Consider the following 12247-nt stretch of genomic DNA (forward strand, 5'->3'; position numbering starts at 1 on the left):
GGGATTATCTGCTAACTGCAAGATCGTTCAAGTCTTCTTAAACGATCGGCATTAATTTTTATGATGGCCTTTTTCGTACCTGCTCGATGACATATTGTGATTTCAGTCCTTATTTTGTAAAACAAGGTTATGAACTTTGAGGTGCGGCTTTTAATGTCGGTGTTGTTGTTATTTCACGCGAATAATTCAGGAGTAAGGTATGAGTTCTCATCAAATAAAAAATGTGGTGTTTGACGTCGGCAATGTGATTGTACGTTGGTCGCCGCTAGAAATTACTCGCCTGACTTTCGGGGAACTTGATGATCTGGAAACCCAAGCGCGTTCAATTTTCCAAAGTACGATTTGGTTGGATTTGAACAAAGGGTTCTTAACCGAAAATGAAGCCAAACTTCGCTACCAACAAGAGTTAGATTTATCTTCATTAGAGTGCGAGCGCCTGTTCTATTACGTTAAGCAAACGCAGATCTTACTGTACGGTTCTATTGACCTCATCAAGCAAGTAAAACGAGCAGGTTATGCTGTGTATGCGTTAACCGATAACGTGGTTGAGATTGTTGAGTACCTAAAAGCCACCTACGAGTTTTGGCCACTGTTTGATGGTGCAACGGTATCCGCTGAATTGGGCATGCTTAAACCGCAGCCTGAGATTTACCAAGCGCTGCTGTCTAATAATGGGCTTGAAGCTTCAGAAACCGTCTTCATTGATGATATGCCCTATAACGTTGAAGGGGCTAAGGCTGTAGGTATTACCGGTATCCAGTTTAGTGATGTGTCTCAGTGTGAAAGAGAATTGCTTGCACTGGGTATTGATTTGAATCGTTAACGGATTTGATGATTTCGGGTTAACGATTTAACTCTTCTTTCTAAGGGTTTAACAAGATGAAAAAATACTCAGTAAGATCAATGATCACTTTTTTGGTTCTCGCTTTATCTGGATTGGTTCTTATTGTGGCAGCAATGCTGCAGATGCAAGGTGAAGAACCCTGTCATAATTGCTATGAATCAGATAAAGGGCAGTTTAAGTATGTCCTTTACGATGGAACCTCACCTTCGATAATTCCAAGTATTCACAACGAGCTATTGCTCAAACAGGCTCCTTTGATGAAAAGCTTCGGCCTTGATTCAATACCGGTCGTAACGGTGAGAGTATGGCGAAACCAAAAAGCCTATTTGGATGAGCAGGAGCGGAGCATAGGGTATCGATATGCTTTCTCTACGGGGTATATTGACCCTAAAAGCAATGAAATTAGGCTGCTCTATTTTGGTGGTGAGATCCATAAAACCGCACTGCATGAGTTCGTACATTTACTGACTCTGCAAGTGAATCCGAACTTTGCGAATAATCCGCGTTGGTTGTGGGAAGCTATCGCTATCTACAAATCTGAAGATTATTGGTTTCACGTCAATAACAGGACTGCCATCAGTCGCCGTTTCGATGGGCTAGTTCAGGATTTATACCATATGCCAAACAGTAGCTCAGCTGTTTATGAGCTTGGCTATACGGTCGGTGAGTTTATTGAACGTTCATGGGGGGAGGAGGCGTTTGTTTATCTCATTAAAAGCAATGGTGATCCATCACAACTTACAGAGCAACCAATAGAATCGCTGTTTTCTGATTGGGAAAAGTTCGTCAAAACCACGTACTTGAGTAGCCCGAAAAGTGAGTATGAAAAGGCCATGGAACGAAATCCATTCGATAGAAGAGACACGTCTAACTAATCAAAAAAAGAGGTGATGTTTCATGTGAACATCGCCTCTTTTTGTATTCGTTGTTCTAAGTAGCTTTATTCTACTGATACGTTTTATTCTTCTACTTAGCTTTATTGTTCAGTATTTAAATATCGAATCAGTTTTGCCGGCGTGCCACCGTATAGGCAGTCTGGCGGTACATCGCTGTTGACCACAGAGTTCGCAGCAATCACTGAACGAGCCCCAATTGTCACGCCTTGGTTGATGACTGAGTTTCCGCCAACCCACACATCATCTTCGATTGTTATTGGTAAACAGAAGGTTTCCCATTTACGGCGGCTACGATAATCAAGGGAGTGTGATGGCGTATAGAATTGGGCACTTGGTCCAATTAAAACATTGTTGCCAATTTTGATTCTCGCACCATCTAGCATTACTGCGTTCATGTTAATGAAGGTGTCGTTGCCAATCTCAATGGTTTTGCCAAACTCACAGTGAAAAGGGGGCTGGATTAAGCTGCTACTACCAACCTTACCAAATAGCTGCTCTTGCAATGTGTGTTGCTGGTCTGGATCTTGGTAGTTGTTGAAAGCCATTAGCGACTTTCTGGCATTGGAACGCATGGTATCAATTTCTTGGTCTGCACCATCATATACTTGCCCAGATAGCATCTTTTCTAGTTCAGTTTTAACGTTTGTATTACTCATGCTTGCCCACTTTCCGAGAGTCTCGGTTTAATACCAATCGTAGTAAATAACTGGTCATCCTAGCTGGTTAAAACGCTCAATAACTGCGTTAGAAATTTTGATTGTAGAATAACTACTTATCGAAAATTTCTGCCTTGTTCTTAAGCCTTTTTCCTGCGCTATTTATGATCACTTACTTACTGTGATTGGTATAAATGACGAATACTGCAAGATTAGCGATTTTCAGGCATAAAAAAAGAGAAAAGCGTCAGCCTTTCTCTTCCTATTTTGTGCTTTTAAGCACTAATGCTAAGTGAGCCTAGCTATTCAGCCATAGGCGCGCTTTGACAAGTTAGATTTGCTCAACGAAACCCATTAGGTGCTGTTTCACTTCGTCTGAAGCAAAAGCGCTCTCTACAGAGAACTTGTAGATCTCTACGTAGTCTTCTTTTGTTAGGCCGAATGTTTCACACACACGCTTCACTTCGTTGGTCATGGTTGTGTTCGACACAGTACGGTTGTCTGTGTTGATCGTAACAACGATGCCGTCTTTCTTGAATTCAGCAATTGGGTGGTCGCTGAATTGGTGAATACATTTAGTTTGAACGTTACTTGTTGGGCAAGTTTCAAGCGCAACTTGCTTCTCTTTAACGATGTTGTATGCGTCTTCGTTACCTTGGATGTGAACACCGTGGCCGATGCGTTCAGCGTCAAGCATTGTCACTGCATCGTAAACGTTTTGACCATGCCATTGCTCACCAGCGTGCACGGTAATGCGGTAGCCTTTTTCAAGAGCGTATTGTGTGTATTCAGGGAATTCAGCACAGAAGCCTGGCTTTTCGCCGCCTGCGATATCAAACGCCACAACACCTTTACCTAGGTAGGGTTGGCCTGCGTCGATTACGTCTTTGATAGAATCTTTAGGGAACATACGAAGCACAGACATGATGTAGTTGCCTTTGATGTCGTATTTCTCTTCAGCGCGCTTCATGCCTTTTACTGCACTTGCAATGATCGTATCAAGAGACAGACCTTTGTTCACATGTAGGATTGGCGCAAAGCGAACTTCTAGGTACTTAACGTTTTCTAGTGCAGCGTCTTCGTATAGCTCGAAAGAGATACGTTCAATCGCTTCTTCAGTCTGCATTACTTGTAGTGGCAGGCTGAAACAAGCCAGATACTCATCTAGGTTTTTGCAATCTTCTGGCACAGTTAGAGATTGAACAACCGCGTCGCGATCTTCAGGTAGTTCGATATTGTACTGTTTTGCTAGGTCAATAATCGTATCTGGGCGAACACTTCCGTCTAGGTGGCAGTGTAAATCAATCTTTGGTAGTGCTAGAAAATCCATGAGTATTCCTTAATTCTATTATTCTTTGAGTGTTTTAACTCACATGCGCTAAATTTACCAAGACAATGATATGATTTAAAGTGACAATTAATCATCATTAACCTGAATTTAGGGAATATCATGGTAGATGTTAAAAGCTTACTTAAATGCGATATGAATTTGCTGCTTTGCTTGCACGTTCTGATTGAAGAACGAAGTGTGAGTAAAACGGCAGATCGACTCTTTTTGAGCCAGTCTGCGGTAAGTAAACAGCTCACTAAACTCAGAGCTTTGTTTGATGATCCGCTGTTTGAGCGTGAATCAAAGGGTCTATTCCCAACACCCAAAGCACTCGCGTTAGCGCCTAAGATCCACCAAATTCTACTGCAGATCGAAAAGCTGACTGTTCCCGAAGTTTTCGACCCTAAAGACAGTGAGCGTACCTTTACTATAGACCTTGTCGAAACCGCGTACACGGCGATTTACCCGCATTTTATGCCGACAGCACTTGCCGATGCGCCGCACATCACCATCAACAGTTCAACGTGGAGCAGCGACAGCTTCAAGCGCTTACTGAAACGTGAGGTGGATTTTGGTATCGGCATCTTTGAGCTAGATGAGCGCGCTTCTACCCATGTCCAGTGTATCCCTGACGAGTTGGATTACGTGGAACTGTGCTTGGATTACTCGGTGTGTTTGATGCGCAATGACCACCCAGCCTTGCAAGAAGAGTGGAACCTCGACACCTTCTTGAAGTATCGACACATACAGTTGGTAACGGGTGGTGCGGGTGATTGGTTATTGATGGAAGTGCTTAACTCAAAGCAGCTTGAAATCAACAAAGCCGCTAATGTTTCAGACATCACCAGTGCCATTAAACTGTGTAAGCAGAGTGATTTACTTATGTGTTACCCATACAACTCGGTTCGCGATTACATTGATAGCGGAGAGTTGGTGATGAAGCCTGTCCCGGTTGATTTGGTGCCGGGAGGCTTGTTCCTGTTGTGGCATAAATACTTCGATTCAGAACCTAGCCACAAATGGTTGCGCGATCTGATCATTGAGCAGACTCGATAATTGAGATGTATAATCTATTCAAGCTTTTGAAAGATAAGACAAACGTAGTTGTTTGATAAAAAATCCAGTTTTATTTCGTCTTTTGGAATTAAGCTTCGTCTTATTCTGGGTGCTATTTTTATTTGGAAGATGAGAGATGACAATTCCACGGTTACCACAACAAATTATTGAAGATGCGTGTGAGTGGGCGATCATGCACGGTGTTGCGTTTCGCCAGTCAGATAATACCGCTAGGCATTGTCCTTTCAGCATTGCTCCTATGACTATGGAGCGTGAGGTGTATGAACACTTGTTGAAGGTAACACCGCTGATCACCAAGTTAATCAGCAATGTTTCCGAAGATCATGATTTCTTGCAGTCATCACTGAGTGATATGGCCAAAGCTGATCCGTTTTTTGGTCGCTTGATGGAACTGCATCAACAAGCGCATGGCGAGGTGTCTCATCGTCTTTATCCTGCTCGCCAACCGTTGTTATTAATGCGTACTGACTTTATGGATGATCGCCAACATGGCGCGAAAGTGATCGAGTTTAATGGCATTGCTGCAGGTATGGCTCCGTTTGGGCAAAAAGCGACAGAGTTCCATGATTACATGCATAATCAATGGCCTGAGACTTATCAGAGCTGGCTTGAAGATAAATCTGCAACTCCTGCTGAAAACCAAGGCTTAACGCAGTTGGCTTATGGTATTGCGACTTCAGCAAGAAAAGTGCGAGCTGACTTTAATGATTCAGATAAGCCAACATTCTTGATGGTAGTACAAAAGAATGAAGACAATGTTTACGACCAACACCTACTCGAAATTGAACTGCAAAAGCAGGGTGTACGTACGGTTCGTCGCACTTTTGAACAACTGAGCTGTCAGCTTTCATCGGGTGATGACCAACGTTTGTTATTGCAAGATGTCGGCGCTGTCGATGTGGTCTACCTAAGAGCGGGCTATCAGTATTCAGACTACTGGGCACCAGAACTCAACGAATCGGTTTGTTGTCATACACTAAGCCAAACGCGCGTGTTTATGGAACAACACCATGTCGCAATGAACGCGACCATCAGCCAACAATTAGCGACCAGCAAAACCATGCAAATGCTGCTGACCATGATGCCAGCATCTGAATACGCACGTTGGGGTTTAACGCTAGAAGAAGCCGAACTGGTCAAGAGTGTTTTAGCCGATATGAAGCCTATCACCAGTGAATCGATTGAATGGTTTAACACACAAGCTGATAAGCAAGAGTGGGTGTTGAAAAACCAAGGTGAGGGCGGTGGCCATTGTGTCTTTGGTGACGACATTAGCGAGCAACTGAGTCAACTTAAACCAGAAGAGTACGATGCATGGGCATTGATGCAGCGCTTGTATCCACACGAACGCGACGTACCAACCATTGCAGTGCGTGACACTCAACAAATGCTGGTGACAGACTTAGTCAGCGAAGTGGGTTTGTTCACTGTCTATTACCAAGGTAAGCCAGTCACTCAACTTGATGGTTATGCGGGATACTTGATCCGCAGTAAACCTGCTAGCGAAAACGAAGGTGGAATCCACAGCGGTAAAGGGATTTTGGATTCGTTGGTGTTGATTGATTAGTTACAAATGGTTGATCCATAATTGGTCGAGTTCGCACCAACCGAAACCATTGACTTGCGCGCTGTGTATGTTTTCAGAAACCTCTAAGTTGAACGCCTCTTGCTTGAGCTCAACCACAACCCCAGAGTCATTCAACCAATGCTTGAGTTCCAACAGTGCATTCATCGCTAACTCAACGTTGGGCTGGTTTCTTATTGAGGCTAAGCCTTGTTCGATTTTCTCTAGCATCTCAGCAGGCAGCGCTAAGTCCTCAAACGGGAAGCGACTGAAGAAGCTTAACCACGAAGTGAAGGTGTCGTTCTCATCAATAATGCTGCATAGCGCGACGTCTTTAGTCGTTAGGTAATGTCCATATTCCACGCTGGTTTTGCTGTCGCCAGACACTGACAACTGCTCGAAAAGGGTTTGGCATTCAGAGGTGTCTTCAACGGTGAATTCACGAACTGATTTAGTTAATGCTGGGTTCTGAACCTTGAAAAACGTTGAACCGAAATCCGGTTGGGAAGCATGGTCATCGCCACGCACGGTGGTCGTCTTTTCGGGCAGTTTCACACACACCTGATTTTGAGCGCAGGCTTTGCTTTGTGCCCACTCTGGATAGACCCACAACTCGACTCGATTGAGAATCGGCGTGCTGTGTGAATAGGCGCTATTACGGGTCAATCTCAACATTTTGCTTGAGAATATGTCTAATGAGAACGCGCCAGAACCAATCAGCCTATCAGCCGGTGATGAGGGATCAAAGACGGAGGCTTCAACTCTGGAAAGTAAGCGCGGTAAATGCCAATCAGGTTGATTTAATTTTACGACAACCACATTACCTGCCGAGGCAGAGACCTCATCAATATGCTGATAACAGCGACGCCATATTTTGCTTTGGCAGAGCGAGTTTAGGTTGCGCGTTATGTCTTGAGGTTCGAGTGTTCGACCGTTATGAAAGTGAACACCATTGCGAATCTGAAATTGCCACTGTGTCGCATCTTCATTAGGCTGCCAATGATAAGCCAGATCGCCGCTGAGTTTACCGTGCTGAACGGTGGTAAGGCGTTGGCAAACTTGCATCACTAAGAAGCGTTCGGTGCGTCTAAGTACTCGTTGAGGGTGAAGAGCCTCGAGTTCTCGGTGAAAGGGGATGTACGCGATATTCTGCGCCGACGGATTGGTATTGCTTAGAAAGGCTTGTAACTCAGCGCTAGCATTGCGGCCATTGAAGCTTAAGGTGCTAAACACCTGTTCTATATTACCCGCATCGGCTTGGGTTTGTGTGTATTGGTAACACGCCTCAATGGGCTCAACCAGACACGTGAGTTGTGCTTTCTTGCTGCGGCCTGAGCTGGCTTGCCACTCAATCCAACCTTGTGCTGTCATCGCTTTTATTAAGGTCTGAACATGACGTTCACTCACATGCAGCAGTGTAGCCAGTTGGTTGACCTGACAATGCGATACTCCAGGCCCAAAAGCCTGAAATATCTTTTCATACAGTTCAAGCTTGCGCTTAAGGTTGCCCAATTTGCTTTCCTAACGACGAGGTTGAGTTAAATGTGAATAGCCAGAGTCAATCAGTGCTTGTTCCATCGTATCGAGAACTCGAGAGGTTATCTCTGAGCTTAGGATATCCGACTCAGTTTTACCTTGAAGCACCAATCCTGAAAAATGGTCGATTTCAAATTCGAACCCATTCCCCGTCACTCGGCAGTTGATGGTCGATTTTTGCCCTTGATGTTCAATCTCAATAAAGGCCGGATTCCACCATTTTTCGTGAATGGTGATTTTGGTATCAGGCCCAGTCAAGTGTGCCGTTCGGGGAAGGTTCAGCACTGTTGATGCCGATATCTTACCGTTTATATCGCCAGAGAATGTAAAGCACGCATCGGTATCGACATTCGCGCCCTCATACAGACACGACATCTCTACCTGAGGTTTTGAAGGTTTCACACCCAGCGTTCGACACAAATCGTAGAAGAACCAAAGCCCATAGACCCCAACATCGAGCGTTGCTCCGCCTGACAAATCCGGATTGAAGATAAACAAGTCGGGCTCATAGTCATGATGGTTGCCAAAGCTGGCTTCGATTGAGTCTATCTGAATGTTGTTGTCGACCAAAAATGATTGAAGCTCACGATACGCGGGAAACACCACTGTTTTCATCGCTTCTAGCAACATCACACCATTTTGATTTGCGAGAGCTTTCATCTCCAGCCAATCATCAAGATTGGTGAAAGCGGGCTTCTCGACCAATACGTGTTTTTTATGGCTTAGAAACAGTTCAGCTAAAGGCTTGTGATAAGGATGAACAGTAGCGATGTATACTGCTTCAATATCTGGATCTTGCGCCATCGTTTCATAAGACCCATAAGCTTTGTCGCAACCAAACTTATTGGCGAACGTAGCTGCGCGTGAGTGATCTCTTGCGGCAACGGCATACAATTCACCATGCAGACAGTGCTCGGTTACAGCTGTTGCGAATCGATTGGCGATATTGCCTAGCCCTGCGATACCCCATTTAATTTTTCGTTGCGTGTCGCTCATCAGTTGCTCCAAATCGTTGTTTTGTATCAGTGTACTCAGAGACGCCACATACAAATAGAGAACAGATTTCTCAACCTGTTCTCTATTTATTTTATTCTAGTTGAAGATCTGGATCAGTTCTGTGTGTGGCGTTTCCAATCGGCTAGGGCTTGAATGTGTTTTGGTCCAATACCGCAGCAACCACCGATAATATTCGCTCCCAGCGCGTGCCAGCGTTTTGCGTAAACTAAATAACCTTGGCCATCCAATTCACGTATCTCTTGAAGCATATCATTAGCTTCATGTTCGCTGCTGATAGGTGCAAAGTTATTGGCGTAGACACCAATTTCCAAATCACTACCTAGCTCACCAATCACTTGCTTAGCATCGATAATAGCTTGATCCATCACTTCAGGCACTGAGCAGTTAAACATTATGCCAGTAGCGTTTGCTTGGCAGGCAAGCTTGATGGCGTCTGTTACGCTCTCGCCAGAACGAATATTGGCAGAATCACCCTTGGTGTCTTCCAAACTGAACGCGTAGTAACACGGTTTGCTTGATTGCTTGAGTACCGCATGAATGGATTCGAATTCTTGCAGGCTACAGATGGTTTCTGCTATCCAAAGGTCGATGTTTGGGGCTTGGGCATCGTAAAGCGTTTGAATGATGGGCGCTGCTTCTTCGACTTTAAATAAGTCTGGTCGGTAGCTGCCAAATGGCGGTGGAATCGCGCCCGCGACTTTCACTGTGTGGGGAGCATTGTCTGCAACTGCTTTAGCCAGTTCGCCAGATAGTGCTGCGAGTTCAAAGCCTCGTTGCTCGAACAGTTCTTCGCCTAAGTGAAAGGGCACACACGCGTAGCTATTGGTGATCAAGATTTCAGCACCTGCATCGACAAAGTTTTGATGCGCTTGGCTGACAAATTCGGGTGCTTCAATCAGCGCTTGAGCACTCCAGAGTGGTTGAGAAAATGGCGCGCCAATTTCTTTGAGTTCTCGGCCCATGCCGCCATCAAGTATGGTTAGTGTTTTCATATTCAATACTATCTAAACAATTGCTGAAGTTCTGCCGCCACCATATCAGACAATTTTCTCAGACAGAAGCCATCAATACCCTGTGTTAGCGAGAAAAGGTGTCGGACTGTTTTAGAAATAGCCACGGCATAATTTAGATTACCCTTTCCCGATAATGTGCACCACCACACGCTTCAACGCCTATACGCATGAGTGGCATTTTGCTATTGTAGTCAGTAGTTTAGAGCGAGTTACCGACTTATGAAGTATGACCTTACCATTTTGGTCTACGGCATGAAGACTGAAGTGGTTTTTAGCTAGGTTGATACCGCAGAAATAAGAATAATTAGACATGGTGTCTCTGGTGCATTTAAGTACCACATAAGTGTGGCAGATCCTCGGTAGGGGGAATCCATGTCATTCGTTAGTTTGCTAAGTGCAGAAATGAATTTTAAGTGTAAAGCTTGGTTCTGTGCTCTAGCTAAACGCCTGTTCATTCATCGAAATTATCATCTCGCGTGGGTTGTTTTTCGTCTCAGCTATTACGCGTTATTCATTTCCTTATAGCTTACTAAATTCTCTTTCTCAACGATCATTTACGCTTCTTCTTTGTTGCTGAAACTTCGCGGTAAAGCGGGGTAGCCGCGCACTTGGTTTTCTAGTTTTCCGAAAGAATCCTCTCTTATTTGAAGCCTGTTGAACTGTGGAAAATCAGCGCATGCTGCTTCTTAGCCAAGCGCGTTTTGTCGGTGGGGTTTGAGTTTTGAACGGTTCGGTTTACTTATGCGCTCGAATTCATTAGTTTGGTAACCAATTCAGCACCTTGGCACCCAGCCTTTGGCTTAGTCACAGTAGGCAAACTAACAAATTGCTCAAATGGACTTCTGACGCTTGGCAGTTTTGGTTCCAATGAGTTTTGTGTTTAAGGTGCGTTGCTTTAGGTAAGGTGTGCGTTATCAGCCACTTAGCAAGGCGTTATGTTTTTATCTTAAATTGTAGTTAATGAAATGGAGTATAAAATGGCAAGACATAAGTGTTTTATTTCGTATCATCATGAAGATCAAGATGAAGTAGATGATTTTATTCGAACATTTGATCATGAACGTGATGTGTTTATTTCTAGAGGATTAGGTCCAGAAATGAGCCCTGATATTATTAATAGTCAAGATACAGATTATGTAATGAGTCGGATTAGAGAATTGTATTTAAAGGACTCTACAGTCACTATTGTTTTGCTAGGAAAGTGCACATGGGCAAGACGATATGTTGATTGGGAACTGCAGTCTTCATTACGTTCAGGAGAGACTGTAACGCCAAATGGCGTATTGGCAATTAAATTACCAAGTTTTTCTAAAAATACCGCATTCCCAAACAGACTTAATTTAAACTTGAAGCAAACTGATGATCAAGAAGACTGTTATGCTAGGTGGATTGAATACCCTACAAGAAAAGATACATTAAAGAATGCAATAGACTCTGCGTTCAAGCGCAGAAGTACGCATAAGAAATGGATTGATAATCCTCGAGAAAAATTTTCTTATAACCGAACTTGCCCATAATGAGTGACAAAGCAGAAAAACTACTGAATTTCACTATTGATGAAAAATTCAATATGAACCTTTCAATTAATAGTGAAATTATTTTATATGCTTTAGCTCTAATAGTTGTTTATGCTCTTTATCAAATCTTTATTTCGAGAAAGTTTAAATCATTCGAAATAGATGAAGCTGAAATTGGCATTGGTAATCAGAAAATAAAACTACGACCTAATCTTGTTGATATGCAAATTGCATATAAAATTTGGGTTGAGTTAAGTACAAGAAAAATCGGTTTGCCGATAGATTATGATAATGATGTCATTGTTGAAGTATATAGTTCATGGTACGGATTTTTTTCTGTTGCTCGAGAGTTAGTTAAAGATGTTCCAGTCTCAAACTTTCGGCGTAAAGATACAGAAAAGATAATTAATCTTTCTATCGAAGTGTTGAACAACGGTATCAGACCACATCTGACCAAATGGCAAGCAAGGTATAGACGCTGGTATGAACGAGTATCTGTATTACCGGAAAATGAATCAAAAACACCACAAGAAATTCAATGTGATTATCCACATTATGAAGAACTTGTAGTTGATTTAAAAGCCGTCAATACATGTTTAATACAATACAGAATTAAAATGCATCAAATTATTTCAAAAGCATAAAATATTAGATAACTTTAATAAAAATATAGTCTGACAAACATACAAATAAGGATTAAGGTGTTGCGTAGCCAACACTAAATCCCGAGCGTTGAGCAAGCCCGAAGCCACTTTATTAAGTAAATTGTACGATTGCATTTGAAGGGCACATCGCTT

General features: G+C 43.2%; 11 protein-coding genes and 1 pseudogene. 6 read left to right on the top strand and 6 right to left on the bottom strand.

Features of this window, described 5'->3' with window-relative positions; genetic code table 11:
• The first annotated feature begins 199 nt into the window (after positions 1-199).
• Together ACED53_RS21405 and ACED53_RS21410 are read left to right on the top strand one after the other, a co-directional pair.
• Positions 200-823, top strand: coding sequence for an HAD family phosphatase (locus ACED53_RS21405; protein ID WP_017100460.1), 624 nt, complete (start codon positions 200-202; stop codon positions 821-823).
• Positions 824-879: 56 nt separating this feature from the next.
• Positions 880-1719, top strand: coding sequence for a hypothetical protein (locus ACED53_RS21410; RefSeq protein WP_017100459.1), 840 nt, complete (start codon positions 880-882; stop codon positions 1717-1719).
• A gap of 101 nt (positions 1720-1820) precedes the next feature.
• Here the strand turns inward: ACED53_RS21410 and ACED53_RS21415 are convergent, their stop codons facing one another.
• Together ACED53_RS21415 and add are read right to left on the bottom strand one after the other, a co-directional pair.
• Positions 1821-2396, bottom strand: a complete 576-nt coding sequence (locus ACED53_RS21415) for a sugar O-acetyltransferase (RefSeq protein ID WP_017100458.1) — start codon at positions 2394-2396, stop codon at positions 1821-1823.
• Positions 2397-2727: 331 nt separating this feature from the next.
• Positions 2728-3726 carry an adenosine deaminase gene (gene add / locus ACED53_RS21420; RefSeq protein WP_017100457.1) on the bottom strand — a complete coding sequence of 333 codons (999 nt, stop codon included), beginning with the start codon at positions 3724-3726 and terminating at the stop codon, positions 2728-2730.
• A 120-nt stretch (positions 3727-3846) separates the two neighbouring features.
• On the opposite strand from add, the gene ACED53_RS21425 reads away from it, so the two are divergent.
• Positions 3847-4782: a LysR substrate-binding domain-containing protein gene (locus tag ACED53_RS21425; protein ID WP_017100456.1), complete on the top strand. Its 936-nt coding sequence runs from the start codon at positions 3847-3849 to the stop codon at positions 4780-4782.
• 136 nt (positions 4783-4918) lie between these two features.
• Positions 4919-6370 carry a glutathione synthase gene (locus ACED53_RS21430; RefSeq protein WP_017100455.1) on the top strand — a complete coding sequence of 484 codons (1452 nt, stop codon included), beginning with the start codon at positions 4919-4921 and terminating at the stop codon, positions 6368-6370.
• Here the strand turns inward: ACED53_RS21430 and ACED53_RS21435 are convergent, their stop codons facing one another.
• The 4 genes and pseudogenes from ACED53_RS21435 to ACED53_RS21450 form a co-directional block, all read right to left on the bottom strand.
• Positions 6371-7879, bottom strand: coding sequence for an SgrR family transcriptional regulator (locus ACED53_RS21435; RefSeq protein ID WP_017100454.1), 1509 nt, complete (start codon positions 7877-7879; stop codon positions 6371-6373).
• A 9-nt stretch (positions 7880-7888) separates the two neighbouring features.
• Entirely contained in the window at positions 7889-8899 is a 1011-nt protein-coding gene (locus ACED53_RS21440) for a Gfo/Idh/MocA family protein (protein ID WP_029225420.1), read from the bottom strand.
• Positions 8900-9012: 113 nt separating this feature from the next.
• A complete protein-coding gene (locus ACED53_RS21445) occupies positions 9013-9912 on the bottom strand; it encodes a homocysteine S-methyltransferase family protein (RefSeq protein WP_029224006.1) in 900 nt (299 codons plus the stop codon).
• A gap of 136 nt (positions 9913-10048) precedes the next feature.
• A pseudogene (locus ACED53_RS21450) lies at positions 10049-10245 on the bottom strand (IS110 family transposase); the annotation flags it as partial.
• A 665-nt stretch (positions 10246-10910) separates the two neighbouring features.
• Here ACED53_RS21450 and ACED53_RS21455 point away from each other — a divergent pair.
• Entirely contained in the window at positions 10911-11450 is a 540-nt protein-coding gene (locus tag ACED53_RS21455; protein WP_102580033.1) for a TIR domain-containing protein, read from the top strand.
• Positions 11450-12094 (top strand): hypothetical protein, encoded by a 645-nt coding sequence (locus ACED53_RS21460; RefSeq protein WP_017098767.1) that lies wholly within the window; start codon positions 11450-11452, stop codon positions 12092-12094. Before ACED53_RS21455 ends, ACED53_RS21460 begins: the two co-directional genes overlap by 1 nt.
• Positions 12095-12247: the final 153 nt, after the last annotated feature.

The organism is Vibrio sp. 1F169, from assembly GCF_041439605.1.
Lineage (GTDB): Bacteria > Pseudomonadota > Gammaproteobacteria > Enterobacterales > Vibrionaceae > Vibrio > Vibrio tasmaniensis_A.

Bases quoted from the DNA above. Each gene is read 5' to 3' on its own strand.
- ACED53_RS21405 (WP_017100460.1), top strand. From the start codon at position 200: ATGAGTTCTCATCAAATAAAAAATGTGGTGTTTGACGTCGGCAATGTG.
- ACED53_RS21410 (WP_017100459.1), top strand. From the start codon at position 880: ATGAAAAAATACTCAGTAAGATCAATGATCACTTTTTTGGTTCTCGCT.
- ACED53_RS21415 (WP_017100458.1), bottom strand. From the start codon at position 2,396: ATGAGTAATACAAACGTTAAAACTGAACTAGAAAAGATGCTATCTGGG.
- add (WP_017100457.1), bottom strand. From the start codon at position 3,726: ATGGATTTTCTAGCACTACCAAAGATTGATTTACACTGCCACCTAGAC.
- ACED53_RS21425 (WP_017100456.1), top strand. From the start codon at position 3,847: ATGGTAGATGTTAAAAGCTTACTTAAATGCGATATGAATTTGCTGCTT.
- ACED53_RS21430 (WP_017100455.1), top strand. From the start codon at position 4,919: ATGACAATTCCACGGTTACCACAACAAATTATTGAAGATGCGTGTGAG.
- ACED53_RS21440 (WP_029225420.1), bottom strand. From the start codon at position 8,899: ATGAGCGACACGCAACGAAAAATTAAATGGGGTATCGCAGGGCTAGGC.
- ACED53_RS21445 (WP_029224006.1), bottom strand. From the start codon at position 9,912: ATGAAAACACTAACCATACTTGATGGCGGCATGGGCCGAGAACTCAAA.
- ACED53_RS21455 (WP_102580033.1), top strand. From the start codon at position 10,911: ATGGCAAGACATAAGTGTTTTATTTCGTATCATCATGAAGATCAAGAT.
- ACED53_RS21460 (WP_017098767.1), top strand. From the start codon at position 11,450: ATGAGTGACAAAGCAGAAAAACTACTGAATTTCACTATTGATGAAAAA.